This is a genomic window from Streptomyces aureus (assembly GCF_000725495.1).
Lineage (GTDB): Bacteria > Actinomycetota > Actinomycetes > Streptomycetales > Streptomycetaceae > Streptomyces > Streptomyces aureus_B.
Window position 1 is genome coordinate 273,827 of sequence record NZ_KL647039.1, and the last position, 23,366, is coordinate 297,192.

Genomic DNA, 23,366 nt, shown 5'->3' on the forward strand with positions numbered 1-23,366 from the left:
GCCTCAGGCGGCGGTCAATGCGCGAGCCGAATTACTCGGCACCGCCCTGCTCGGCCTGCTTGACCCGAAGCGCCTCCGCGGTGCGGACGAACTTCGAGGGCAGGGCCTGGAAGAGGCGAGCAGTCTGCGTCTGCTTGCCCTTGAAGGCACCCGCCAGCTTGGCGAGCAGAACCTCGCGGGACTCGAGGTCCGCAAGCTTCTTGATCTCGTCGGCGGACAGCGCCTTGCCGTCAAGGACACCGCCCTTGATGACGAGGTTCGGGTTGTCCTTGGCGAAGTCACGAAGACCCTTCGCCGACGTCACCGGGTCACCGGAGATGAAGGCGACCGCCGTCGGACCGTTGAACAGGTCGTCGAGCGTGGAGATCCCGGCCTCGTTGGCCGCGATCTTGGTCAGCGTGTTCTTCACCACGGCGTACTGGGCGTCTTCACCGAGCGAACGGCGCAGCGTCTTGAGCTGCGCCACGGTGAGACCCCGGTACTCGGTCAGCACGGCGGCGTTCGAGCTGCGGAACTGGTCCGCGAGCTCGGCTACCGCGGCAGCCTTGTCGGGCCTTGCCATAAGCGTGGCCTCCTTCCGGGTGATGAGGACCGCTCAGAAGGGGCCGGCACAACAAAAACGCCCCGGCGCAGGCGCACGGGGCGTAGCTCGACCGGATTCCTCCGCACGCGGGGCGTGCGAACACCGGGAACACATCCACGATCACCTGCGCGGGTCGTCCGCAGTGCGGATCCTTCGGTCACCCCGTCCTCTTGCGAGCACGTGGCAACGACCAGCGGTCTTTGGCTTCTCGAGGAGAGTACGTGAAGGGGACGGCGTCAAGCAAATCCGTCCGAACGGCTCTGCCGGCGGCCGCCCTCGCGGACGCCGGCGTCGCGCATCAGCCCTGCTGGGCGCCTTTCATCATCTCGGCGAGGTCGACGGTGTCCTTGGCCGGCGGGGCGGTCACGGTCACCGGCTTGTTGTAGTCCAGGAAGGTGATGGTCAGGTCGAGCGGGCCCTTGTCGGCGGTCCCGCGCATACGGAACTGCTTGGTGTGGTCCTGGCCGTCGATCCACATGTCCATCGTGAGCGAGTCGATGCCCATCTTCGTGTACTGGTCGAGGGCCTTCTCCCGCTTCTCACGGGTGTCCTTGTCCTGGCTCTTGAGCGACTTGCGGAACGCGTCGAGCGGGACCGTCCCCTTGTAGTGCGTGGTCTTCACGCCGTCGACGGTCTCGGTCCCGACCTTCTTCAGGTCCTTGGAGCCGGTGAGGAAGGTGGAGTCGGTGGCCGGGTTCTTGTCGGCCTGGCCGCCCCCGAGCTGGTTCGCGCTCAGCTCCTTGTCCGCGCCCAGGGCGGACATGTCGAACTTGATCCAGCTCTTGCCGTCCATCTCCTTGGCGGCCTTGGCGCCCCCGCCGATGTACATCGCCTTGTCCACGAGCCGGATCTCGACCGGCCCGTCGGTCGCCTGGTCCTCGGCGGTCATCTTCATGCTCATGGCCAGCGGCTTCATGCTCATCGACGCCTCACCCGTGACCCGGCCCTCCTCGGGGACCTGGCCCTTCATCCGGTAGTGCAGCGAGGTGATCTCGTCGGTCTTCTTCGCCGCCTTCGCCACGGCCGCGGCGGGCGTGAGCGCCGGCGACTCGTCGCCCGCGCCCTTCGAACAGCCGACCGCGCCGGCGCCGAGGGCCAGGGCCGCGAAGGCCGCTCCGGCCGCCCGGTGCCGCGCCAGGGTGTTCACAGAAAGCTTCAAGGTTCCCCCCAAGGAACAGATGCCCGATTCACAGATTGGGCGCGAGCGTAGCCCAGGAGACCGGAATGATCACCTGCGTTTTCACGCAACCTTCTTACCCGCGGGCGGAGTTGGAACGGTGCGGGCCCGGGGCTCGCACCGGGCGGTGAGAGGACGTGCGCCGGGGCGCGGGGACGCTCAGGAGGGCGATTCGCTCGACGAACCGGTGGCGGTGTCGCCACTGCCCGGCGTCATGCCCTGCGTCTTCAGGAGGTCCTTGAAGTCCTCGGTGTCGCCCGACGGGGGCGCTGCGGCGGAGACCTTCACCCCGTAGTCGCTGTAGTACGTCGTGGAGGACATCGTGCCGCTGGACATCGCCGCCTTGGAGACCGCCTTGATGAGCAGGTCCTTGGCGTCGACCCAGATGTCCACGTCCTCGGTCGTGATGCCGGCCGTCGTGAACTGCTTCTTCATGTCCGCGAGCTGGCCCGCGGTGAGGTGGGAGCTGCGGGCCGCCAGGTCGCCGACGTCCACCGTGCCCGCGTAGTGCGTGGTCCGCTGCCCGCGGACGGTCTCCTCGCCGACCTTCTTGACGTCGCCCGAGGCCAGCAGGAGCTTCACCGACTGGTTCGGCGAGCTGTTCTGCATCTGGTCCTTCAGGAGCGCACCGGAGCCGCCCCCGAACTTCGCCAGGTCGTCGTACCCGTACCGGATCCAGTGCTTGCCGCCGGCCTGCCGGGCGAAGGCGTCGCCCATCTTCGCGTAGTAGGCGTCGGACAGATAGCGGGCCTCCATGGAGTCGCTGCCCATCTGGCGCATCGTGTCGGCCATGGTGCCGCCGGTGTAGGTGATCGTCATGTCGCCGGTGAAGCCGTCGCCCCAGGCCATCACGCCGCCCGACTTCATGGACATCAGGGTGCCCAGGGTCGTCGTGGACTCGATCCGCGCGGAGTCGGCGCCGTCGGTGGACTTCTCCGCGGAGCGCAGGGCCGCGATGGAGCTGACGCGTGTGGCACTGCGGTGGCCCGCCTTGTCGCCCTTGCCCGAACTCCCGGAGGAATCCGAGGAGTTGCAGGCCGCCACTCCCGCCAGCGCGGTCGTCAGCGCGATCGAGACCGTGACTCGGCGCACCATGGTGCTCTTCATTCGTCCCACCCCTATGCGAACTCGGTGAACCGCACGCTAGCGCGGCCCACTGACACCCGTACCCGGGTTTCCGGCCGGGCCGACGCCCGGAAGGGCCTCGGACGGCGCCCGGGAAAACCCTCCGGACATGAGGACGGGCCCCGCACCTCGAAAGGTTGCGGGGCCCGTTCAGATACGCGTGCGCGACGCGGTCACCGGGGTGAGCGGAAGGCTCAGACGGCGGCCGGGTCCTCCTCGACGAGGAGGTTGCGGGTGCGGTTCGGGTCGACCGGAACGCCGGGGCCGATCGTGGAGCTGATCGCGGCCTTCTTGATGTAGCGACCCTTGGCGGCCGACGGCTTCAGACGAAGGATCTCGTCGAGCGCGGCGCCGTAGTTCTCCACCAGCTTGGCGTCGTCGAAGGACACCTTGCCGATGATGAAGTGCAGGTTCGAGTGCTTGTCGACGCGGAACTCGATCTTGCCGCCCTTGATGTCGGTGACAGCCTTGGCGACGTCGGGGGTCACGGTGCCGGTCTTGGGGTTCGGCATGAGACCACGGGGACCGAGCACGCGGCCGAGGCGGCCGACCTTGCCCATGAGGTCCGGGGTGGCGACGACGGCGTCGAAGTCCAGACGGCCCTTCGCGACCTCGTCGATCAGTTCGTCGGAGCCGACGATGTCGGCGCCCGCGGCCTCCGCGGCCGCAGCACGGTCACCGGTCGCGAAGACCAGGACCCGGGCGGTCTTGCCGGTGCCGTGCGGCAGGTTCACGGTGCCACGGACCATCTGGTCGGCCTTGCGCGGGTCGACACCCAGGCGGAAGGCGACCTCGACGGTGCCGTCGAACTTCGAGGTGGAGGTCTCCTTGGCGAGACGGACGGCCTCGAGCGGGGCGTAGAGCTTGTCCCGGTCGACCTTGGCGTCCGCAGCCCGGAGAGACTTGCTGCGCTTGCTCACTACTGCTCCTGATGTGTTCTGAGGAGTCGTGGTACGGGCCGAGCAGGCCCCGCCACGTGCGGCCGAGGCCGCATGGTTCCTACGAAGGTGGGTGTCAGCCCTCGACCGTGATGCCCATGGAACGGGCGGTGCCGGCGATGATCTTCGCAGCGGCGTCCAGGTCGTTGGCGTTGAGGTCGGGCATCTTGGTCGTGGCGATCTCGCGGACCTGCGCCTCGGTGATCTTGGCGACCTTGGTCTTGTGCGGCTCGCCGGAGCCCTTCTCGACACCCGCGGCCTTGAGGATCATCTTGGCGGCCGGCGGAGTCTTGGTCACGAAGGTGAAGGAACGGTCTTCGTAGACCGTGATCTCCACCGGGATGACCCAGCCACGCTGCGACTCGGTCGCGGCGTTGTAGGCCTTGCAGAACTCCATGATGTTGACGCCGTGCTGACCGAGCGCGGGGCCGACCGGCGGGGCCGGGTTCGCCGCACCGGCGTTGATCTGGAGCTTGATAAGCCCCGTGACCTTCTTCTTCTTGGGAGGCATTCCGGGTCCTCTTTCGTTTTCGCCTTCCTACGTCCGAGTCGCCCCGGACGGCTGCCTTCAACCAGGAAAGATCCGGATGAAGGCATACCGCACAACGATAACGGGTATCTGTGCGCGGCTAAAAACCGAGCAGGTCAGACCGGCTGCGACAGCCCGTCTGACCTGTTCGGAAGACGTACGCCAGAAGGAGCTAGTTCTTCTGGATCTGGTCGAAGGAGAGCTCGACCGGGGTCTCGCGGCCGAAGATCTCGACAAGGCCCTTGACCTTCTTCGAGTCGGCGTTGATCTCGTTGATCGTGGCCTGCAGCGTGGCGAACGGGCCGTCGGTGACGGTGACCGAGTCGCCGACCTCGAAGTCCAGCACCTGGACCTCGACCTTGCGCTGCGGAGCGGGCTTGCCCTCGGCCTCGGCGGCCTCGCGGGCGGCCTTCTCCTCGGCCTCGGGGGCGAGCATCTTGACGATCTCGTCCAGGGTCAGCGGGTACGGGTCGTAGGCGTTGCCCACGAAGCCGGTGACACCGGGAGTGTTGCGGACGACACCCCAGGACTCGTTCGTCAGGTCCATGCGGACCAGGACGTAGCCCGGGAGCTTGTTCTGCTTGATCGTCTTGCGCTCGCCGTTCTTGATCTGCGCGACCTCTTCCTGCGGCACCTCGGCCTGGAAGATGAAGTCCTCGACGTTCAGCGAGACGGCACGCTGTTCGAGGTTGGTCTTCACGCGGTTCTCGTAACCGGCGTACGTGTGGATGACGTACCACTCGCCGGGGAGCAGACGCAGTTCGTCGCGCAGGGCGGTCACGGGGTCGACGGGCTCGGCCTCTTCTTCGGCCTCGGCCTCGGCGGAAGCGTCCTCGTCCTCGACGCCCTCGGCGTCCTCACCGGACTCGTCCTCGACGTGCAGGGCCGCGTCCTCGGCGTTCTCGCCGGCGGCGGCATCGGCAGCCTCGAACTCGTCCTCGACGTCCGCTCCCTCGACGATCTCGAGCTCGTCGTCAACGGACTCGACCGACTCGGAGGCATCGTTCAGGTTCGGGTCAGACACGGTGGCTGCTTCTTCCTGGATACATGGGGGTGGAACGCGCGAAAGGGGCGCCGGTGTCGGCGCCCTTCGCTCTCGGCTCAGCCGAAGACGTACTTGGCGGCGTGGTTGAGCCCATAGTCAATCACGGTCACCAGGCCGATCATGATGACGACGAACACAATCACCACGGTGGTGTAGGTCGTCAGCTGACTGCGAGTCGGCCAGACGACCTTGCGGAGTTCCGCGATGATCTGGCGATAGAAGGTGGCAAGGCGCTTCAGCGGGCCCTTCTTGGCACGCTTACCGCCCTTGCGGGCCTTCTTCTTGGACTCCGGCGCCTCGGCATCAGGCATGTCGATGGAGCCCACGGCGTCCGTCACTCGTCCTCACCTGATTCCCGGGTCGTGACCGTGCCGCGCCCGGTTGAGCCGCACGGCGGTGCATTGCAGTACGTACATGCGCACACATCCTGGCGAAAGGTGTGTGTAGCAGGGCCGGAGGGACTTGAACCCCCAACCGCTGGTTTTGGAGACCAGTGCTCTACCAATTGAGCTACGACCCTTTGATTTCCCCCAACCTACCGCATCCGACCGGATGCTCCATGTGCATTGGTCGGGTGCGGCCGTTGAAGGCCAACGAGGTGAGAGTGTACGTGGTCCGGGGCCGGGCGTCGAACAGAAAGTGCCCGCACGGGTCCCCTCTGCTGAAGATCCACTGGTGGGGCGCGCGGATCCGGACGGATGTTCTGCCGTTGTTCAGTCCGTGAAACCCGCGTGCCGGGGGTGTTTCCGGTCTGAAACGATGGGACCCATGAGCCCTGCAACCCCTCCCACCGAGCGCCGGGTCTCCGCCCGAGTCGGCGCGATCTCCGAATCCGCCACCCTCGCCGTGGACGCCAAGGCCAAGGCACTCAAGGCCGCCGGACGTCCGGTGATCGGCTTCGGCGCCGGTGAGCCCGACTTCCCGACCCCGGACTACATCGTCCAGGCCGCCATCGAGGCCTGCTCCAACCCCAAGTACCACCGCTACACGCCGGCCGGCGGGCTCCCCGAGCTGAAGGCCGCGATCGCCGCGAAGACCCTGCGCGACTCCGGCTACGAGGTGGAGGCCGCCCAGGTCCTGGTCACCAACGGCGGCAAGCAGGCCATCTACGAGGCCTTCGCCGCGATCCTCGACCCGGGCGACGAGGTCATCGTCCCGGCGCCCTACTGGACCACCTACCCGGAGTCCATCCGCCTGGCCGGCGGTGTCCCGGTGGAGGTCGTGGCCGACGAGACCACCGGTTACCGCGTCTCGGTCGAGCAGCTCGAGGCCGCCCGCACCGAGAACACCAAGGTGCTGCTGTTCGTCTCCCCGTCCAACCCGACGGGCGCGGTCTACACCCGCGAGCAGATCGAGGAGATCGGCCGCTGGGCCGCCGAGAAGGGCCTGTGGGTCCTGACCGACGAGATCTACGAGCACCTCGTCTACGGCGACGCCGAGTTCCACTCGCTGCCCGTCGTGGTGCCCGAGCTGCGCGACAAGTGCATCGTCGTCAACGGCGTCGCCAAGACGTACGCCATGACCGGCTGGCGCGTGGGCTGGGTCATCGGCCCCAAGGACGTCATCAAGGCCGCGACCAACCTCCAGTCGCACGCCACCTCGAACGTCTCGAACGTGGCCCAGGTCGCCGCGCTCGCCGCCGTCTCCGGCGACCTCGCGGCCGTCGCGAAGATGCGCGAGGCCTTCGACCGCCGCCGCAAGACCATCGTGCGCATGCTGAACGAGATCGACGGCGTGCTCTGCCCCGAGCCCGAGGGCGCCTTCTACGCCTACCCCTCGGTGAAGGCCCTGATCGGCAAGGAGATCCGCGGCAGGCGTCCCGCGGACACCGTCGAGCTGGCCGCGCTCATCCTGGAGGAGGCCGAGGTCGCGGTCGTCCCGGGCGAGGCCTTCGGTACGCCGGGCTATCTGCGGCTGTCGTACGCCCTGGGTGACGAGGACCTCGTCGAGGGCGTCAGCCGGATCCAGAAGCTGCTGGCCGAGGCGACGGACTGATCCACGGCGCCCTGACGCGCCCTCGGGCGCACCGGTGACGTCACCGCGCTTCACGCGCGCGTGCGGGGGCCGGCCACTCCATGGAGCGGCCGGCCCCCGTTCGTCTGTTCGAGCAAGCGCCCGATCAGGGAAAGCCCTACCGGCACGTGCCGCGGGTGGGGCAGGATCTTTGGATGGAGCGCGTACGTGATGTCAGTCAACTTCCGAAGGCCCATCTGCACCTGCATTTCACCGGGTCGATGCGGCCCGGCACCGTGCTGGAGCTCGCCGACAAGTACGGCGTGCGGCTGCCCGAAACACTGACCGAGGCGCTGACCAGCGGGGAGCCGCCGAGGCTCCGGGCGACCGACGAGCGCGGCTGGTTCCGCTTCCAGCGCCTGTACGACGCCGCGCGATCCTGCCTGAGAGAGCCCGAGGACATCCAGCGCCTGGTCCGCGAGGCCGCCGAGGAGGACCTGAAGGACGGCTCCGGCTGGCTGGAGATCCAGGTAGACCCGACGTCGTACGCGCCGCGCCTCGGCGGTCTGATCCCGGCGCTGGAGGTCATCCTGGACGCGGTCGAGTCGGCCGCCCGGGACACCGGCCTCGGCATGCGCGTCCTGGTGGCCGCCAACCGGATGAAGCACCCCCTGGACGCCCGCACGCTGGCCCGGCTCGCCGTCCGCTACGCGGACCGCGGGATCGTCGGCTTCGGCCTCTCCAACGACGAGCGCCGGGGCATGGCCCGCGACTTCGACCGGGCCTTCGCCATCGCCCGCGAGGGCGGACTGCTGTCCGCCCCGCACGGCGGCGAGCTGACCGGCCCCGCCTCGGTCCGCGACTGCCTGGACGACCTGCACGCCTCCCGGATCGGCCACGGCGTGCGGGCCGCCGAGGACCCCCGGCTGCTGAAGCGCCTCGCGGACCGCGGGGTGACCTGCGAGGTCTGTCCCGCCTCGAACGTCGCCCTCGGCGTCTACGAGAAGCACGCCGATGTCCCCCTGCGCACTCTGTTCGAAGCCGGGGTGCCGATGGCCCTCGGCGCCGACGACCCGCTGCTGTTCGGGTCCCGGCTCGCCGCCCAGTACGAGATCGCCCGCCGCCACCACGCCTTCACCGACCAGGAACTGGCCGAACTGGCCCGGCAGTCGATCCGCGCCTCGGCCGCGCCCGAGAACGCCCGCGCGAAGCTGCTGGCCGGCGTCGACGACTGGCTGACCGCCTGAGGGCAGCCCGCCCCCGCCGGCCCCTCCGCCCTGCCTATCGCGCGTCGGCGGCCGCGGCGCCCGTGTCCCGGGGCGCGATCCCGGCCAGCAGGGTGCGGGCCAGCGCCGGGGCGAAGGTGTCCAGGGGCGGCGGCGTGCCCTCCTCGGTGGCGTCGTAGGCGAAGGCCCGCTGCGCACAGGCCCCGAGGAGCAGGGAGGCGGCCGCGTAGGTGTCGGCGTCCGGCTGGACGCGCCCGGCCCGCTGCTCCGCCAGCAGATAGGCGGCGACGCCCCGGATCGGCATGTGCGGCCCCGCGCCCATGGCCCGCACGGCGTCGTCGTGGCGGCGCTTGAGCTGCGGGTCCGCGTACAGCGAGGCGGCGATCGGGAAGCTCTGTTCGTAGAAGAGCGCCGCCTGGCGGGCGATCTGAGTGAGGTTCTCCTCCAGGGAGTGCTCCCGCGGCTCGGCCGTCAGCCGCTCAAGGAGAGGGCCCAGCCGGGGCAGCCGCTCGTGGAGGACCCGGATGAACAGCTCCTCCTTGCTCGCGAAGTACTTGTAGAGCGCCGCCTCGGAGCAGCCGGCCGCCCTGGCGATCTCCTTGGTGGTGGTCCGGGAGAGGCCGAGCGTGAGCATGAGCTCGTGCGCCGCGTCGAGGATGCGGATCCGGGCCGGCTTCGACGGCTTCGACGGCTCGGACGGCGTGGCCTCTGTGGCCTCCGTGGCGGATTTCTGCTGTATGGGGCCCAAGGATTCCATGACCCGCCCTTTTGGGGTTGACGAGTGGGTGAGTACTTACTCACTCTAGAAGGAGCAGGGGTGAGTGAACACTCACCCACCCGGACGGAAACCGGTCGAACGGAGGCCGGCCGGACGGACCGACGGCCTACCCGGCGTCCCGTCCTCCGTCCACCCCATCGCCCCTCTCATGCGTTGCGGAGCAGGTCATGAAACTCACCGTTCTGGGTGCCACCGGAGGCATCGGCCAGGAGATCGTCCGCCAAGCCCTGGGCGCGGGCCACCAGGTCACCGCGGTCGTCCGCGATCCCGCGCGGCTCAGCGTCACGGGCGCGGGCCTGGAGGTCGTCCGCGCGGATCTCGCCGACCCGGGGCCGCTGCGCCCCGCCGTCGCGGGCCGGGACGCGGTCCTTTCCGGCCTCGGCGCGCGCAGCCGCAAGGACGCCGGGGTCGCGGCCCGGCTCACCCGTACGGTGCTGGCCGCCATGGAGGCGGAACAGACCCGGCGGCTGCTGGTCGTCAGCGCGGCCCCGGTCGGACCCGCCGCGCAGGACGACACACTTCTCGACCGCGCGATGCTGCGGCTGATCTCCGCGCTGCTGAAGGACGTCTACGCCGACCTTCGGGAGATGGAGGGCGCGCTGGCTGCCAGTGCCACGGACTGGACCGCGGTCCGGCCGCCCCGGCTCCAGGACAAGCCGCTGACCGGCTCGTACCGTACGGTCGTCGGAGGCTCCCCGCCCCGGGGCCGCTTCATCGCGCGCGCCGACGTGGCCCACGCGATGCTCGCGATGATCGACGATCCGGCGACCGTGAAGCAGGGGGTGGGGGTCGCCTACTAGGGCGCGCCCCTCAAGCCGCTCAGAGGCTCGCGTTCACCGTCACCGGCTCGTTGACGAGCGTGATCCCGAAGGCCTCGTGGACGCCGGCGACGACCTCGCGGGCCAGCGTGAGCAGGTCCTCGGTGGTCGCCGCGCCCCGGTTGGTCAGGGCGAGGGTGTGCTTGGTGGAGATACGGGCCGGGCCGGTGCCGTAGCCCTTGGTGAAGCCGGCCTTGTCGATGAGCCAGGCCGCGGAGGTCTTGGTGTGGCCGTCGCCCGCCGCGAACGCCGGGGGCACGGCCTCGGCGCCGAGCCGCTCCCGCACGCGCGCGTGGAACGCGGCGAACGCCTCGTCCGTGAGGATCGGGTTGGTGAAGAACGACCCGGCCGACCAGGTGTCGTGGTCCTCGGGGTCGAGCACCATGCCCTTCCCGGCACGCAGCTTGAGGACGGTCTCGCGGGCGGTGTCGAGGGGGACGCGGTCCCCGGCCTCCACACCGAGCGCACGGGCCGTCTCCGGGTACTTGAGCGGCGCCGACAGTCCCTGCGCGTCCTCCAGGCCGAAGCGCACCCGCAGCACCACATGGCGCTCGGGGTCGGCCTTGAAGCGGCTGTGGCGGTACGAGAATGCGCACTCGGCGTTGGTCAGCGTGACCGTCTCGCGGGTCCTGCGGTCGTAGGCGACCACCTCGGTGATCGTCGACGACACCTCCTGGCCGTACGCGCCCACGTTCTGGATCGGCGTCGCACCGGCGGACCCGGGGATGCCGGCGAGGCACTCGATCCCGGCGAGCCCGGCCTCCACGGAGCGCGCGACCGCGTCGGTCCACACCTCGCCCGCGGCCAGTTCCAGGTTCGTGCCGTCGAGGGAGAAGCCCTTCGTGGCGATGCGCAGGGCGGTCCCGGCGAAGCCCTTGTCGCCGATGACGAGGTTCGATCCGCCGCCGATGAGCAGCAGCGGCGTACCGGCGTCGTCGGCCTCGCGCACGGCGGCGATCACCTCGGCGTCGGTCGTGGCGGTGATCAGCCGGGCGGCCGGGCCACCGAGCCGGAAGGTGGTCAGCGGGGCGAGCGGGGCATCGTGGAGTTCCTGCACGGGCCCAAGACTACGAGAAGGGGCGGGGAGGCCCGGCCACCGGTGCGCTCCGCGCATGCGGACGGCCCCGCCGGTGGGGCGGGGCCGTAGCGCGTTCCGTGATCCCTGGTCCGTGTTCTCGGTTCGTGTCTCCTGTTCGTGTCCGCTGTTCCGTGTCCCCTGTATCGCCCGTCAGCGGGAGGCGGCTTCCAGGGGAGCGGTTTCGAGCGGTGCGGTCTCCGGAGAGGCCGTCTTCGGGGAGGCCCCCGCGTCCACGTCCCGGGCGTGCTCCGGAGCCTCGGCCGTGGTGGCGCTCGTGACGCCCGTCGTGCGCCGGGCGGCCGGGATGACCAGGGCCGCGACGCCCGCGAGGGCCACGACGGAGGCGCCGACCACGAGCGCGGGCCGCAGTCCGTCCACGAAGGCCTGCCCGGACTCGTATCCGCCCTGGGCGGCGAAGATCGACGACATGATCGCGACACCGAGCGCGCCGCCCACCTCGCGCAGCGCGTTGTTGGCGCCCGAGGCGATGCCCTGCTCCTGCGGCCGGACGCTGGACATGACCAGGTTGGCGGCCGGGGCGAAGTACAGCGCCATGCCGATACCGCTGATGATCAGAGCGGGCAGTTGAGCGCCGTACGAGGCGTGGGCGGTGGCCACGACGGCCATGTATCCGAGGCCGACGGCCTGGAGGAAGAGGCCCGTGGCGACGACCGGGCGGCCGCCGATGCGATCGGACAGGATGCCAGCGATCGGCGCGACGAGCATCGGCATACCGGTCCAGGGGAGCATCCGCAGCCCCGCCTCGGTCGGCGAGTAGCCGAGCACGCCCTGCATGTACTGGCTGAGCAGGAAGATCGAGCCGAACATCCCGAGGAACATCAGCAGACTGGCCGCGTTGATCCCGGCGAAGGCGCGGGAGCGGAAGAGGCGCATCGGGAGCATCGGGTTCTTCGCCCGGGTGCCGTGGACGACGAAGCCGGCGAGGAGGACGCCGCCGGCGATCAGACCGGTCAGGACGAGCCCGCTGGTCCAGCCGTCGGAGGGCCCGCGGACCAGGCCGTAGACGATCCCGAAGAGGCCACCGCTGGCGAGCAGGGTGCCGGGGAAGTCGAGCCGGGCACCGGCTCCGAACGACTCGGACAGGCGCAGCCGGGCGAGCGGGAGCACCGCGAGACCGAGCGGGACGTTCAGCCAGAAGATCCAGTGCCAGGAGACGTGTTCGGTGAGACTGCCGCCGATGAGCGGTCCCGAGGCGACGGCGAGTCCGTTGACGGCGCCCCAGATCCCGTAGGCCATCCCCCGCTTGGCGACGGGAACCGCCGCCGTCAGCAGGGTCAGCGTCAGCGGCATCATGATCGCGGCGCCGACGCCCTGGACGGCTCGGGCGGCGATCAGGGAGTCGATGCCGGGGGCCATGGCCGCGGCGGCGGAGGCGCCGGTGAAGACGGTCAGGCCGATCATGAAGAGCCTGCGGCGGCCGAACCGGTCACCGAGCGCGGCGCCGAACATCAGCAGGACGGCGAAGGTGAGCGTGTAGGCGCTCACGGTCCACTCCAGGTCGCCCAGCGCTCCTCCGAGATCCTTGCGGATGGAGGGCAGCGCGGTGGTGACGACGAGGTTGTCGAGGGCCGCCATGAATCCGGCGACGCTCGTGATGACGAGGGCCCAGGCGGCTCCGCCGCGCCGCGCGGCCGGTTGCTCGGTCTCGGGCGCCGATGCGTCCGGCACCACGTCCGGTGCGGCGCCCGGCGCCGCGTTCCGGGCGTCGCTCCGTGCGGCGTTCGGTGCCGCGTTCCCTGCGGCGTTCGGTGCCGCGTCCCGTGCTGTCTTTGCCGTCCGCTCGGACATCGCTCCCCCAGAGTGATGCGTTCTACCGTTGATGGCGAGTTCGTTAGTTATTGATGACTAACTTTTGCGCCCATGAAAAGGCCGGGCCTCGGCCTTCTCCATCGCCCTACTTCTCCAGCCGGCCGGTGACCCGGGCCGACGGGTAGAGCCCTTCCCAGACCCGGTGCTCGGGCGGAAATCCCATCGCCACCAGGCAGTTGATGAGCATGCCGTACGCCATGAACGTCGTCGTCTCGTCCGCGTCGGCTCCGAGCGGCACGTGCACGGCGTCCCAGAGGCCCATCCAGCCGGCCCGGATCGTCTCGCCGAACTCGTGGTCGCCGGCCTCCTCGGCCGCCGCGGCCGCCACGTACGTCTGCATCTGCATGAGCAGCCGCTCCGGATGCTCCGCGATGACCTGCACGTAGGCGTTCGCCATGGCACGCAGGGCCTCTTCGCCCTCCAGCCCCTCGGCGGCGCCGACCATGGTCTGCCGGGCGAGCTCCATGCAGCGCTCGGCGGCGGCCAGGAAGATCGCCTTCTTGCCCGGGAAGAGCCGGAAGAGATACGGCTGGGAGACGCCCACGCGCCGGGCGATCGCCTCGGTGGACGTGCCGTGATAGCCACCGCGGGCGAACTCGCTCATCGCCGCGCGAACGACGCTCTCGCGTCTCTCTTCCGCGCTCATCCTGACCATGCATCCAAGTTAGTACTCAATCACTAACTATGCAAGAGCTGGGGTGAGGGACGGAACGCGTGAGGGGCGCCCGTCCTCCAGGACGGGCGCCCCTCACCGGTGACCTCGGAGGTCAGGCCAGTCGTACGACCGCGCGGGACATGCCCAGCACCTTCTGGCCGGCGCAGGTCGCGACCAGGTCGACGCGTACGGTGTTGTCGTCGAGCTTGGCGGCGACCTTGCCGCTGACCTCGACGGTGGCGCCCTTGTCGTCGTTCGGGACGACGACCGGCTTGGTGAAGCGGACGCCGTACTCGACGACCGCACCCGGGTCGCCGGCCCAGTCGGTCACCACACGGATCGCCTCGGCCATGGTGAACATGCCGTGCGCGATGACGTCGGGAAGGCCGACCTCGACCGCGAACTTCTCGTTCCAGTGGATCGGGTTGAAGTCCCCGGAGGCTCCCGCGTACTGCACGAGCGTGGCACGCGTCACGGAGAACGTCTGGGCCGGCAGCTCGGTGCCGACCTCGACGTCCGCGTAAGAGATCTTCGCCGCCATGTCAGCCCACCTCCGCCGCGCGGGCCACGAGCTTCGTGACAGCCGTCACGACGTGCTCGCCCGCCTCGTCGTGGACCTCGCCACGCACGTCCAGGATGTCGTTGCCCGCGAGGGACTTGATCGACTCGATGGTCGAGGTGACCGTGAGCCGGTCCCCGGCGCGCACCGGGCGGGTGTAGGCGAACTTCTGGTCGCCGTGCACCACGCGGCTGTAGTCGAGGCCCAGTTGCGGGTCCTGGACGACCTGGCCCGCGGCCTTGAACGTGATGGCGAACACAAAGGTGGGCGGGGCGATCACGTCGGGGTGACCGAGAGCACGTGCGGCCTCGGGGTCCGTGTACGCAGGGTTGCCGTCCCCGACGGCCTCCGCGAACTCGCGGATCTTCTCCCGACCGACCTCGTAGGGGTCGGTGGGCGGGTAGGTCCGCCCCACGAAGGACTGGTCGAGCGCCATGGGCTCGGCACCTCCTGATTGTCTTCGCCGGCCTGGTGTCCTGGCCGGCGTGTGTCTTGGCCGCGTATGCCTTGGCCGCGTCGCCTTGGCCGCGTGCGATGTCTTCGCCGTACCGGCTGTCACGGCCGGGCCGGCCGTCCTGGCCGTTCTGACCGTCCGGCCCTCTGGCGCTCTGGCCGTCGGGTCGTCCTGGTCGGACGGCTCATCTTCGCTCGAAAACGCCGGTCCGCCTATGACGACCGGTCCGCGCCGGACATCGGTTCCACAACGACGCGAGGCCGCCCCCCGTGAGGGGGACGGCCTCGTGTACGAGCCTGAATTATCGCGTTTCGCGGTGCGCGGTGTGCGCGTTGCAACGCGGGCAGTGCTTCTTCATCTCCAGTCGGTCCGGGTTGTTACGCCGGTTCTTCTTGGTGATGTAGTTCCGCTCCTTGCACTCCACGCAGGCCAGCGTGATCTTCGGGCGGACGTCGGTGGCAGCCACAGGAGTGCTCCTTGACGAACGGATGGGACATTAACGCATAGAAGAGTAGCCGATCGAAGGACCGACCCCACAATCGGCTACTGTCTGTAGCGGTGACCGGACTTGAACCGGTGACACAGCGATTATGAGCCGCTTGCTCTACCGACTGAGCTACACCGCTGAGATGCGATCGGGCCCCGCCTTGCGACGGGAACCTTTCACACCAGAGCCCCAATACGGAATCGAACCGTAGACCTTCTCCTTACCATGGAGACGCTCTGCCGACTGAGCTATTGGGGCGAGCGATGAAGACATTACACGGTCCGCCGCCGATCGCCCAAATCCGTTTCGCGGCACCCGCCCGGGCCCGATCCCAGGCGTTTCCCCGCCCGTTCCCGGAAGCCGTCGGGCGCCCCTGGGGGCACGTGAATCACGGGCGGCGAGGTCCGCGCCGGCAGGCTGCGGAGGGGGCGCTGCCGGAGGCGGGGGGCGGTCCCTGCGGGGATCAGCCTCCGGGCGACGGCAGGGTCCCGCTGCGGCCCGGAGCAGGCCGGCTCCAGTCGGGTCCAAGACCCGGCCGTTCCTCGGTCGGCGGACAATCCAGGAGCCGGCCGCCCCCGGTCGGCCGGCGGGCCACGCCGGTACGACTATTGCGTTCCTCCCCGACGTCGACGGGTCTCCGTCCTAGGCTCGACTCACGCTGCGTGATCTTGTGTCCCCACGCTCCGCAGTCGTCCCTCCCGCAGCCGCCCCCGAGCCACAGGAGCGCGATGCCCGACCGTCAGCAGCAGCCGCCCCGCTCCCCCTCGGGGCAGACCGACACGGCCGCTCTCCTGCTGTGCGGGGCGCAGCTCACGGACGGCCGGACCGTGGACGTACGGCTCGGCGGTGGCCGCATCGAGGCGGTCGGCACCGCGGGAAGCCTGGCGGCGGGGGCCTCGGGGGCTCGCGCCGCGAAGGTGGACCTGCGCGGCTACCTCCTCCTGCCGGCCCCCGCCGAGGCCCACGCCCACAGCGACACCGCCCTGACGGCCGACGGCCACGGACCGCTCGCGTACGACGACCGGTCGATCCGGCGCCGTGCCACCGAGGCGGCCCTGCTGCAACTCGGGCACGGGGCCACGGCGTTGCGGTCCCACGTACGCGTGGGAGACGTTCTGGGGCTGGACGCGCTGGCGGCCGTACTCGAAGTCCGGCGGTCGCTGCGGGGGCTCGCCGAACTGGCGACGGTGGCCATGCCTCGGGTGCTGACCGGCGCGGCCGGTGCCGACGGTCTGGCGATGCTGCGCGACGCCCTGAAGATGGGCGCGTCCGTGGTGGGCGGCTGCCCGGACGCGGACCCGGATCCGACGGGGTACGTGGAGGCCGTCCTGGAGCTCGCCTCCGAACACGGCTGTGCGGTCGACCTGCACACGGACGCCGCCGATCCCGCCCGGCTCGCCCGGCTGGCCGCGATGGCGGGCGGGCTGCGGCCCGGGGTGGCCCTCGGCCCGTGCGGCGGGCTCGGCCGGCTGCCCTCCGCCGTGGCCTCGCGCGCGGCGGACCAACTCGCCGCGGCGGGGGTGACGGTGATGTGTCTGCCGCAGGGCGGCTGCGGCTCGGCCGACCGGCGCGGCACCGCTCCCGTACGGCTGCTGCGGGCGGCCGGGGTGCGGATCGCGGCGGGCAGCGGGGCCCTGCGCGACGTGTCCAACCCGGTGGGACGCGGGGACCCGCTGGAGGCCGCGTACCTGCTGGCCTCCCGGTGCGGGCTGCGGCCCGAGGAGGCGTACGACACGGTGAGTTGTGCCGCCCGAGACGCCCTGGGGCTGCCCGAGGTGCGCGTGGAGGCGGGTTTCCCGGCCGAGTTGCTCGCCGTGCGCGGGGACGGGCTGGCGGGGGCGCTGTCCCTCGCGTACAGCCGGATCGTGATCCACCGCGGGCGCGTGGTGGCGCGGACGAGCGCGGTGCGGGAGTACTGCGACTCGGAGACCGAATCGGGGCTGGAACTGCCCCGGCAGGGACGGGAGGAGCCGTCCTAGCCGGGACGGGAGGAGCCGCCCTGACCGGGACGGGAAGAGTCGTCCTAGCCGGGACGGGAAGAGCCGTCCTGGCCGGGACGGGAGAAACCGTCCCGGCCAGGGTGTGAGGAACCGGCCCCGTCAGACAGGCCCTAGAACCCGCCGCCCATGAACGCGCCGCCCAGCGGGCTGCCCGGGGACACCTTGCCCGCGGGGATCTCCGTGGCCCCGGACGGCGCGCTGACGTCGCCCGCCTCGGAGAACTTCAGGACGAGGGGCAGCTTGACCTTCTTCTTGCTGTCGGCGAGGACGCCGAGGTCGACCCGGATCTGCCGGAGGTCGCCGTTCTTCAGGGTGAAGTCGACGGCGACCTTCTTGTTCGGCGCGTCCTTGAGGTCCTTGGCCGTGGGGAGTTCCGCGCCCGCGGGAAGGTCGCCCTGGAGCGGACGGAGCTTGTCGAAGACGCCGGTGAGCAGGGTGCGGAGGTTGCCGGTGGCGACGACGTGCTCGACACCGTCCGAGCCGCCCTCGGTCCGGAACGTGACGTCACGGCTGACGACACCGCTCACGGCGTCGAGGATCTTCTTCTGGGTCTTGGCGTCGATGTCCCCGGAGGCGCCCTTCGAGGTGCCTCCGGCGGCCTTGCCCGCCTTCTCCATCGCCTTGGTGTCGACCTTGACCCAGTCGCCCTCGAGGAGCTTCCTGAACTCCTTCTCGCTCGGAGGGAGATCGTCGACCGAGGGCATGGGAACGCCCATCGCCTTGCCGAGGGCCTTCATGTCGGTGCGGTAGTACAGGAAGTCGCCGACCACCCGGTACTCGGCCAGGACGCCGTCGGCGCCGGCGACCTTCACGCTCGTGCCGACGAGGTCCTTCTGGCCCGAATCCGCCAGCTTCTTCCTGGACTTGACGGACACGTCGACGTGCAGGTCGCTGACGAACTTGCCGAACTCCGGCGGCATCGCGTCGTCCGGACCACCCTCGTCCGAAAGGGCGTCGATCGTCTTCGCGTCGGCGTCGAGGTCCAACCGGAAGGCGAGCGACTTCTGTTCGCCGAGGCCCTCGACGGCGTGGTCGACCTTCTGTCCGGCGGTGAGGTTCTGGACGGTGCCGCAGGCGGCCGCCGCGGTGAGGAGGACGGTGGTGCAGCCGACCGCGGTGACGGTCTTGCGTATGACGCTGATGATGATCTCCTCTTACGACGCCGTACGAATCCCGCACGACGTTGCCTCGTTCGCGTGTTCACTCGTACCAACGGCGTTCTCGCGGCGATCACCCACGCGTTCACAGTGATCATTCAAGTGACTCATGAGTTGTGCACAGGGTTGTGCGGCGAACGCGGTCATCCGGGCGTACGGTCGGAAACATGCGCATTGTCATCGCTGGTGGTCATGGTCAGATCGCGCTGCGGCTGGAGCGAATGCTCTCCGCGCGCGGGGACGAGGTCGCGGGGCTCATCCGCCGCGCCGAACAGGGGGACGATCTGCGGGCGGCCGGTGCGGAGCCGGTCCTGTGCGATCTGGAGTCGGCGTCGGTGGAGGAGGTGGCCGCGCATCTGCAGGGCGCGGACGCCGCCGTCTTCGCGGCGGGCGCGGGACCGGGCAGCGGTGCGGACCGCAAGCAGACGGTGGACAAGGGCGCGGCGATCCTGTTCGCGGACGCGGCCGAGCGCGCGGGCGTACGCCGGCACGTGGTCGTCTCCTCCATGGGTGCGGACGCGGCCCACCAGGGTGACGAGATCTTCGACGCGTATCTGCGCGCCAAGGGCGAGGCCGACGACTACGTACGCGGCCGGGCGGGCCTGGACTGGACGATCCTGCGGCCCGGCGGGCTGATCGACGACGCCGGCACCGGGCTCGTACGCCTGGAGGCGTCGACCGGGCGCGGCATGATCCCCCGCGACGACGTCGCCGCGGTCCTCGCGGAGCTGGTCGACACCCCGGCGACGGCGGGACTGACCCTGGAGGCCGTCAGCGGTTCGACGCCGATCTCGGTCGCGGTGAAGTCGGTGGCGGGCAACTAGCAGCTGGCCGGCCCGCTTCTTGTCGGTCCCCGGCCCGCTTCAGAAGAGCGGGAGCTGGCCGGGGAAGTCGGGCACGGCGTAGCCGTCCAGCGTGGGCTGCGCCGCCCCGAGGAACGCCTCCCGGCGCGAACCGGCGCACGAGACCAGTTCCCCGCTCCCCCGCGCGCTTCCGCGCACGCCGGGCGGATCGTGCCGGGCGAACCGCCCGGCGACGACGGCGATCTCCCGACGGCACTCGGGGCAGTTCCTGCGACGCGACGACATGGGATCAGTGTGCCCCGTGGATCACGCGTCCCGTCGCCGCGCGGGAAAGTCGTGCGGGCGGCTACCGCCGGGGGCCTGTACGCGGCGGTACCCCGCCCGGGGCCTGCCGGCCGACCCGCGCCATGGCCCGACGCCTGCCTGCCCGTAGCTCCGTCGGTCGTCGTCGGGCAGACGGGGATGGTCGTGGGCAGACGGGGATGGTCGTGGGCAGACGGGACTGGTTACGAACAGGTGGGTTTGGTGGGACGGGCCCAAGCCGCGCGCCGCGAGCCGCCCGTACCGGCCCAAGCTGCGGGCCACGCCCGACAGGCCCAAGCCGGGGCCCGCTCCGGACAACCCTCAGTGGCGGTCCCCGCCGGACAGTCCGGAACCGGGGGCCGCGCCGCACGGGCCCTGGCCGCGGGCCGTGCAAGCAGGCCCAAGCCCCAAGCCGCACCGGACAAGCCTGAGCCGTGGCCCGCGCCGACGCCAGACAGGCCCAAGCCGGGTTCCTCGCCGGACAGGCCCTAGCCGCGCGCCGCGCCCGATGCCCCCAGGGCGGCCATCGTGAAGGCGTCCCGCAGCTCGCCCGCACGGATGGCCCGGGCGATGTCGCCGGGGCTCCACCAGCGGGCGGCGGCGATCTCGCCGTCGCCGGCCGCGTCGGGGCGCAGGGGGGCGTCGTCGGGAACCGAGACCTCGACGACGGCGACCTCGCTCTCCAGCAGGCCGGAGTCGACGTCCAGGTACGCCACCACGGCCGCGGCGGTGCCGACCAGCCCGGCCTCCTCGGCCAGTTCGCGCAGCGCGTCCGCGACCGGATCGGTCTCGCCGAAGCCGCGCGGGAGTTCCCAGGCCCACCGGCCGATCGTGGGCCGCCACTGGCGGACCAGCAGGATGTCGTCGCCGCGTCGGGCCAGGACCACCACTCCGGTACGGCCGCCGCCGACGCGGATCCGGTGCCGGACGGTCTCCGCCCCGGAGGGAAGGCGGTAGGTGTCCAGGTGGACCTCGCACCACCGTCCGCCGTCGGCGTCGGTGTAGGCCGTGCGGGTGTGCGTGCGGGGCGCCTCAGCCTCCATCGGGGCCTCCTCCCGCCACTCCGGGGAGCTCGATGACGTCGTACCGCCCCCGGAAGTCGCTCAGGCGGGTCACGCCCGCCGACACGGCCGCGACGACGACCGGCGCGAGCGCCCCTCCCGCCCCGGCGGCGAACACCTCGGGCGTCCCCTGGCCGAGCAGGCTGGTCGCCAGGCTCATTCCGCCGGCCGCCACCGTCTGACTGGTGACCCCCCTCGCGGACCGCGCGAACCGCTGGAGACGGGTCACCGGCACCTCGTGCCCACCGGCCGCCGGCTCCTTGGTCCGCTCCGCGAGCAGATCGCCCACCTCCTGGAGCGCGGCGAGGTCACGTCGGTGCCACCAGTTGCCCAGGGCGTCGGCCGCGTCGTCCGTGTACCGCTGCCACTGCGCACCGCTCATCAGGCCGAGCCGCAGCTCGAACCGGGTCGGATAGATCACGACCGGAGTCTGCTCCACCAGCGCCGACGCCTCCCGGCGCCGGACACCGCGGCGCGGCGAGGTCAGCCCGAGCAGGCAGCCTTCGCTGGCCGCTATGGCCCGGTAGTAGGTCTCGTCGAAGTAGTCGCGCAGCGTCTGGGCGTCCGTCCGTACCGCGGAGTCGCCGGAGCGCTGCAGCGGGTCGAGGCGCTCGTACAGGCGGCTGCGGCTGGGCAGGCCGTTCTCGTCGAACTCGCCGCCGGTCCAGGCGGCGAGGACCGCCCTGCCCTGGTCGCTCGCCGCGTCCTGCGGACGGGGCAGGGGACGCATCGCGAACGCGGTCGCGTAGTCGGCCGGCGCGAGGGGGCTGACCTCCAGCAGTCCGTGCTCGGCGGCCTCCAGCCAGGCACCCCAGCGGGCGACCGTGCGCCGCCGCAGCGGCGTGTCCAGGACCCCGGTCTCCGCGAGCAGACGGTCCGCCGCACCGAGGGGCCCCTCCGCGGTGAGGGCCGCGCCCGCGGCCTCGCCGTCCGCGCGGACGGCGAGTTCCCGCTGGAGTCGCAGGCACTGCTCGTCGGGGACGGGGAGGGAGGAGAAGAGGAAGCCGGTCGAGAGCATCGCGATGAGCTGTCCGGCCAGGTCGGCGTTGCGGGAGTTCACCCGGATCGGCAGGACCGCGCCGCCGCCGATCGCCCGGACGGCCAGCTCGTCGAGCAGGGCGGCGGGCCGCAGCGCCGCGAAGACGGCGCCGTCGAGCAGTTGGGGGTAGGTCAGGAAGAGGGCGCCGCCCTGGATGACCTCCCACCGCAGCCGCCCGAGCAGTTCGGCCCGCTCCAGCGCGGTCAGTCGCTCCATCGGGGCGGTGGCGCCGGGCCCCTGGCCGCTCAGCCTGGCCCGCTGCCTGACGCTGTCCCACCCCGTGCTGAGCACCGCGGTCATCTATCAGCCCCTTCTCCGGCGACGTGCGGGGGCCAGTTCAGCACGCCCCGACGACCGGAACAACGCCCACACCCGCCACGACCAGCCACCCCGAACCGGCGCACCCAGGCCGCCCGGCCGCCCCCGGAACCGCACGACACACCGGCCCGCCCGGGACCGAAAACGAAGAAACCCCCTCCGATCTGCCGTGAGGCTGATCGAAGGGGGTTTTCCCCAGTGTGGCGGCGCCAGGATTCGAACCTGGGAAGGCGAAGCCGGCAGATTTACAGTCTGCTCCCTTTGGCCGCTCGGGCACACCGCCTGGGATGCTGCCCCTGAGCCTCGCTTTCGCGGTGCTCCCTGGCAACGACGTAAACGATACCTGATGCTCGGGGATGCTTCGCCACCCAATTGATCGACGCTCGGGGGGAGGGGGGTGGCTAGGCTTATGCGGATGCTGCCGGAGGCCCACGCCGGGCCGGACGGCCGCCCCTACGCACCCCGATACAAGGAGCCACAGGACATGGCCGACTCCAGTTTCGACATCGTCTCGAAGGTCGAGCGGCAGGAGGTCGACAACGCCCTCAACCAGGCCGCCAAGGAGATCTCGCAGCGCTACGACTTCAAGAACGTCGGCGCCTCCATCTCCTGGTCCGGCGAGAAGATCCTCATGGAGGCGAACTCCGAGGAGCGGGTGAAGGCCATCCTCGATGTGTTCGAGACCAAGCTGATCAAGCGGGGCATCTCGCTGAAGTCGCTGGACGCCGGTGAGCCCCAGCTCTCCGGCAAGGAGTACAAGATCTTCGCGACCATCGAGGAAGGCATCTCCCAGGAGAACGCCAAGAAGGTGGCGAAGATCATCCGCGACGAGGGCCCCAAGGGCGTGAAGGCCCAGGTGCAGGGCGACGAGCTGCGCGTCAGCTCGAAGAGCCGCGACGACCTGCAGGCCGTTCAGGCCCTCCTCAAGGGCAAGGACTTCGACTTCGCCCTGCAGTTCGTGAACTACCGCTAGGACGACGGGCGGAGCGCCCGCCGGGGCATCTGCGACGGCGGCGTGCCGACCGTGCGAGGAGGGCTGGACACCGTGTGGTGTCCAGCCCTCCTCGCACGTCTGCCAGGGCCCCGGCGACGCGGCCTCAGCGGCGCGAGTCGCCGAAGAAGATGCGGTAGAGGATCAGCAGGACGAGCGAGCCGCCGATGGCCGCGACCCACGTGGCTCCGTCGTAGAAGTGCTTGCTGATGGGGTGGTCGAGCCAGCGGGCGGATATCCAGCCGCCGACGAACGCGCCCACGACGCCGATGACGGTCGTCCCGATGAAACCGCCCGGGTCGCGCCCCGGGAGCAGGAACTTGGCGATGGCGCCGGCCAGCAGCCCCAGAATGATCCAGCTGATGATGCCCATGTTCTGAGCCTGCCCTTCCGTTCTGTCCTCACGCTGTCCCGTCCCTGTGAATTCGGTCCGGGCGGGCCGTGTCCGCGCTGTCCGGT

25 protein-coding genes and 4 tRNA genes are annotated in these 23,366 nt (G+C 70.6%); 6 read left to right on the forward strand and 23 right to left on the reverse strand.

The features are described from left to right. Positions 1–31: 31 nt before the first annotated feature. From rplJ to IO36_RS37510, 8 genes are all read right to left on the reverse strand, one after another. Positions 32–562, reverse strand: coding sequence for a 50S ribosomal protein L10 (gene rplJ / locus IO36_RS37475; RefSeq protein ID WP_037627039.1), 531 nt, complete (start codon positions 560–562; stop codon positions 32–34). A 319-nt stretch (positions 563–881) separates the two neighbouring features. Beyond that, on the reverse strand, positions 882–1,742 hold the full coding sequence (locus tag IO36_RS37480) for an SCO4651 family lipoprotein (RefSeq protein WP_245173625.1): 861 nt from the start codon (positions 1,740–1,742) through the stop codon (positions 882–884). Between the two features lie 177 nt (positions 1,743–1,919). After that, entirely contained in the window at positions 1,920–2,867 is a 948-nt protein-coding gene (locus tag IO36_RS37485) for an SCO4651 family lipoprotein (RefSeq protein ID WP_037627040.1), read from the reverse strand. 212 nt (positions 2,868–3,079) lie between these two features. Next, positions 3,080–3,805, reverse strand: a complete 726-nt coding sequence (gene rplA, locus IO36_RS37490; protein WP_037627042.1) for a 50S ribosomal protein L1 — start codon at positions 3,803–3,805, stop codon at positions 3,080–3,082. A gap of 94 nt (positions 3,806–3,899) precedes the next feature. Beyond that, the gene (gene rplK / locus IO36_RS37495) at positions 3,900–4,334 is read right to left on the reverse strand and encodes a 50S ribosomal protein L11 (RefSeq protein WP_037627044.1); all 435 of its coding nucleotides are present in this window, start codon (positions 4,332–4,334) and stop codon (positions 3,900–3,902) included. Positions 4,335–4,524: 190 nt separating this feature from the next. Then, positions 4,525–5,376, reverse strand: a complete 852-nt coding sequence (gene nusG / locus IO36_RS37500; protein ID WP_037627048.1) for a transcription termination/antitermination protein NusG — start codon at positions 5,374–5,376, stop codon at positions 4,525–4,527. A 77-nt stretch (positions 5,377–5,453) separates the two neighbouring features. After that, positions 5,454–5,735, reverse strand: coding sequence for a preprotein translocase subunit SecE (gene secE, locus IO36_RS37505; protein ID WP_037627049.1), 282 nt, complete (start codon positions 5,733–5,735; stop codon positions 5,454–5,456). Positions 5,736–5,844: 109 nt separating this feature from the next. Then, positions 5,845–5,917: transfer RNA gene (locus IO36_RS37510), tRNA-Trp, on the reverse strand. Between the two features lie 248 nt (positions 5,918–6,165). On the opposite strand from IO36_RS37510, the gene IO36_RS37515 reads away from it, so the two are divergent. Together IO36_RS37515 and IO36_RS37520 are read left to right on the forward strand one after the other, a co-directional pair. Further along, positions 6,166–7,392, forward strand: coding sequence for a pyridoxal phosphate-dependent aminotransferase (locus tag IO36_RS37515; protein WP_037627051.1), 1,227 nt, complete (start codon positions 6,166–6,168; stop codon positions 7,390–7,392). Positions 7,393–7,565: 173 nt separating this feature from the next. Beyond that, positions 7,566–8,597 carry an adenosine deaminase gene (locus IO36_RS37520; RefSeq protein ID WP_037627055.1) on the forward strand — a complete coding sequence of 344 codons (1,032 nt, stop codon included), beginning with the start codon at positions 7,566–7,568 and terminating at the stop codon, positions 8,595–8,597. Between the two features lie 34 nt (positions 8,598–8,631). On the opposite strand, the gene IO36_RS37525 is transcribed toward IO36_RS37520, so the two are convergent. Beyond that, positions 8,632–9,210 (reverse strand): TetR/AcrR family transcriptional regulator, encoded by a 579-nt coding sequence (locus tag IO36_RS37525; RefSeq protein WP_051901264.1) that lies wholly within the window; start codon positions 9,208–9,210, stop codon positions 8,632–8,634. Positions 9,211–9,521: 311 nt separating this feature from the next. Here IO36_RS37525 and IO36_RS37530 point away from each other — a divergent pair, with 311 nt between their 5' ends. Further along, positions 9,522–10,154, forward strand: a complete 633-nt coding sequence (locus IO36_RS37530; RefSeq protein ID WP_037627057.1) for an NAD(P)-dependent oxidoreductase — start codon at positions 9,522–9,524, stop codon at positions 10,152–10,154. A gap of 19 nt (positions 10,155–10,173) precedes the next feature. Here the strand turns inward: IO36_RS37530 and IO36_RS37535 are convergent, their stop codons facing one another. The 8 genes from IO36_RS37535 to IO36_RS37570 all read right to left on the reverse strand — a co-directional run bounded on the left by IO36_RS37535 (position 10,174) and on the right by IO36_RS37570 (position 15,493). Beyond that, entirely contained in the window at positions 10,174–11,229 is a 1,056-nt protein-coding gene (locus IO36_RS37535; protein WP_037627058.1) for a UDP-N-acetylmuramate dehydrogenase, read from the reverse strand. A 171-nt stretch (positions 11,230–11,400) separates the two neighbouring features. After that, positions 11,401–12,846, reverse strand: coding sequence for a DHA2 family efflux MFS transporter permease subunit (locus IO36_RS37540; protein WP_107065909.1), 1,446 nt, complete (start codon positions 12,844–12,846; stop codon positions 11,401–11,403). Positions 12,847–13,165: 319 nt separating this feature from the next. Then, positions 13,166–13,735: a TetR/AcrR family transcriptional regulator gene (locus IO36_RS37545; RefSeq protein WP_209441325.1), complete on the reverse strand. Its 570-nt coding sequence runs from the start codon at positions 13,733–13,735 to the stop codon at positions 13,166–13,168. A 112-nt stretch (positions 13,736–13,847) separates the two neighbouring features. Beyond that, the gene (locus IO36_RS37550; protein ID WP_037627060.1) at positions 13,848–14,276 is read right to left on the reverse strand and encodes a MaoC family dehydratase; all 429 of its coding nucleotides are present in this window, start codon (positions 14,274–14,276) and stop codon (positions 13,848–13,850) included. Position 14,277: 1 nt separating this feature from the next. Then, positions 14,278–14,730, reverse strand: coding sequence for a MaoC family dehydratase N-terminal domain-containing protein (locus IO36_RS37555; RefSeq protein ID WP_037627062.1), 453 nt, complete (start codon positions 14,728–14,730; stop codon positions 14,278–14,280). A gap of 319 nt (positions 14,731–15,049) precedes the next feature. Next, on the reverse strand, positions 15,050–15,214 hold the full coding sequence (rpmG, locus tag IO36_RS37560; RefSeq protein ID WP_003948671.1) for a 50S ribosomal protein L33: 165 nt from the start codon (positions 15,212–15,214) through the stop codon (positions 15,050–15,052). Between the two features lie 87 nt (positions 15,215–15,301). Continuing rightward, positions 15,302–15,374, reverse strand: a tRNA-Met gene (locus IO36_RS37565). 46 nt (positions 15,375–15,420) lie between these two features. Further along, a tRNA-Thr gene (locus IO36_RS37570) sits at positions 15,421–15,493 on the reverse strand. Between the two features lie 470 nt (positions 15,494–15,963). Here IO36_RS37570 and IO36_RS37575 point away from each other — a divergent pair. Then, the gene (locus tag IO36_RS37575; protein WP_037627065.1) at positions 15,964–17,214 is read left to right on the forward strand and encodes an amidohydrolase family protein; all 1,251 of its coding nucleotides are present in this window, start codon (positions 15,964–15,966) and stop codon (positions 17,212–17,214) included. A gap of 131 nt (positions 17,215–17,345) precedes the next feature. On the opposite strand, the gene IO36_RS37580 is transcribed toward IO36_RS37575, so the two are convergent. After that, the gene (locus IO36_RS37580) at positions 17,346–18,221 is read right to left on the reverse strand and encodes a hypothetical protein (RefSeq protein ID WP_245173626.1); all 876 of its coding nucleotides are present in this window, start codon (positions 18,219–18,221) and stop codon (positions 17,346–17,348) included. Between the two features lie 338 nt (positions 18,222–18,559). Here IO36_RS37580 and IO36_RS37585 point away from each other — a divergent pair, with 338 nt between their 5' ends. Continuing rightward, positions 18,560–19,216: an SDR family oxidoreductase gene (locus tag IO36_RS37585; protein ID WP_037627067.1), complete on the forward strand. Its 657-nt coding sequence runs from the start codon at positions 18,560–18,562 to the stop codon at positions 19,214–19,216. A 39-nt stretch (positions 19,217–19,255) separates the two neighbouring features. Here the strand turns inward: IO36_RS37585 and IO36_RS37590 are convergent, their stop codons facing one another. The 4 genes from IO36_RS37590 to IO36_RS37605 form a co-directional block, all read right to left on the reverse strand. Then, entirely contained in the window at positions 19,256–19,480 is a 225-nt protein-coding gene (locus tag IO36_RS37590) for a hypothetical protein (protein ID WP_037627069.1), read from the reverse strand. Positions 19,481–19,986: 506 nt separating this feature from the next. Continuing rightward, entirely contained in the window at positions 19,987–20,541 is a 555-nt protein-coding gene (locus IO36_RS37595) for an NUDIX hydrolase (RefSeq protein WP_051901233.1), read from the reverse strand. Continuing rightward, the gene (locus IO36_RS37600) at positions 20,531–21,898 is read right to left on the reverse strand and encodes a hypothetical protein (protein WP_037627071.1); all 1,368 of its coding nucleotides are present in this window, start codon (positions 21,896–21,898) and stop codon (positions 20,531–20,533) included. Before IO36_RS37600 ends, IO36_RS37595 begins: the two co-directional genes overlap by 11 nt. Positions 21,899–22,117: 219 nt before the next feature. Beyond that, positions 22,118–22,199: transfer RNA gene (locus IO36_RS37605), tRNA-Tyr, on the reverse strand. Positions 22,200–22,400: 201 nt separating this feature from the next. Here IO36_RS37605 and IO36_RS37610 point away from each other — a divergent pair. Next, on the forward strand, positions 22,401–22,889 hold the full coding sequence (locus IO36_RS37610) for a YajQ family cyclic di-GMP-binding protein (protein WP_037627493.1): 489 nt from the start codon (positions 22,401–22,403) through the stop codon (positions 22,887–22,889). 124 nt (positions 22,890–23,013) lie between these two features. Here IO36_RS37610 and IO36_RS37615 read toward each other — a convergent pair whose 3' ends face one another. Continuing rightward, positions 23,014–23,280 (reverse strand): GlsB/YeaQ/YmgE family stress response membrane protein, encoded by a 267-nt coding sequence (locus IO36_RS37615; RefSeq protein WP_037627072.1) that lies wholly within the window; start codon positions 23,278–23,280, stop codon positions 23,014–23,016. Between the last annotated feature and the right edge of the window lie 86 nt (positions 23,281–23,366).

What these genes read in the sequence shown, in the direction of transcription:
- rplJ (WP_037627039.1), bottom strand. Translation starts at nt 562, where the DNA reads ATGGCAAGGCCCGACAAGGCTGCCGCGGTAGCCGAGCTCGCGGACCAG.
- IO36_RS37485 (WP_037627040.1), bottom strand. Translation starts at nt 2,867, where the DNA reads ATGAAGAGCACCATGGTGCGCCGAGTCACGGTCTCGATCGCGCTGACG.
- rplK (WP_037627044.1), bottom strand. Translation starts at nt 4,334, where the DNA reads ATGCCTCCCAAGAAGAAGAAGGTCACGGGGCTTATCAAGCTCCAGATC.
- IO36_RS37515 (WP_037627051.1), top strand. Translation starts at nt 6,166, where the DNA reads ATGAGCCCTGCAACCCCTCCCACCGAGCGCCGGGTCTCCGCCCGAGTC.
- IO36_RS37520 (WP_037627055.1), top strand. Translation starts at nt 7,566, where the DNA reads ATGGAGCGCGTACGTGATGTCAGTCAACTTCCGAAGGCCCATCTGCAC.
- IO36_RS37525 (WP_051901264.1), bottom strand. Translation starts at nt 9,210, where the DNA reads ATGCTCACGCTCGGCCTCTCCCGGACCACCACCAAGGAGATCGCCAGG.
- IO36_RS37530 (WP_037627057.1), top strand. Translation starts at nt 9,522, where the DNA reads ATGAAACTCACCGTTCTGGGTGCCACCGGAGGCATCGGCCAGGAGATC.
- IO36_RS37540 (WP_107065909.1), bottom strand. Translation starts at nt 12,846, where the DNA reads ATGGCGGCCCTCGACAACCTCGTCGTCACCACCGCGCTGCCCTCCATC.
- IO36_RS37545 (WP_209441325.1), bottom strand. Translation starts at nt 13,735, where the DNA reads ATGGTCAGGATGAGCGCGGAAGAGAGACGCGAGAGCGTCGTTCGCGCG.
- IO36_RS37550 (WP_037627060.1), bottom strand. Translation starts at nt 14,276, where the DNA reads ATGGCGGCGAAGATCTCTTACGCGGACGTCGAGGTCGGCACCGAGCTG.
- IO36_RS37555 (WP_037627062.1), bottom strand. Translation starts at nt 14,730, where the DNA reads ATGGCGCTCGACCAGTCCTTCGTGGGGCGGACCTACCCGCCCACCGAC.
- IO36_RS37575 (WP_037627065.1), top strand. Translation starts at nt 15,964, where the DNA reads ATGCCCGACCGTCAGCAGCAGCCGCCCCGCTCCCCCTCGGGGCAGACC.
- IO36_RS37585 (WP_037627067.1), top strand. Translation starts at nt 18,560, where the DNA reads ATGCGCATTGTCATCGCTGGTGGTCATGGTCAGATCGCGCTGCGGCTG.
- IO36_RS37590 (WP_037627069.1), bottom strand. Translation starts at nt 19,480, where the DNA reads ATGTCGTCGCGTCGCAGGAACTGCCCCGAGTGCCGTCGGGAGATCGCC.
- IO36_RS37595 (WP_051901233.1), bottom strand. Translation starts at nt 20,541, where the DNA reads ATGGAGGCTGAGGCGCCCCGCACGCACACCCGCACGGCCTACACCGAC.
- IO36_RS37600 (WP_037627071.1), bottom strand. Translation starts at nt 21,898, where the DNA reads ATGACCGCGGTGCTCAGCACGGGGTGGGACAGCGTCAGGCAGCGGGCC.
- IO36_RS37610 (WP_037627493.1), top strand. Translation starts at nt 22,401, where the DNA reads ATGGCCGACTCCAGTTTCGACATCGTCTCGAAGGTCGAGCGGCAGGAG.
- IO36_RS37615 (WP_037627072.1), bottom strand. Translation starts at nt 23,280, where the DNA reads ATGGGCATCATCAGCTGGATCATTCTGGGGCTGCTGGCCGGCGCCATC.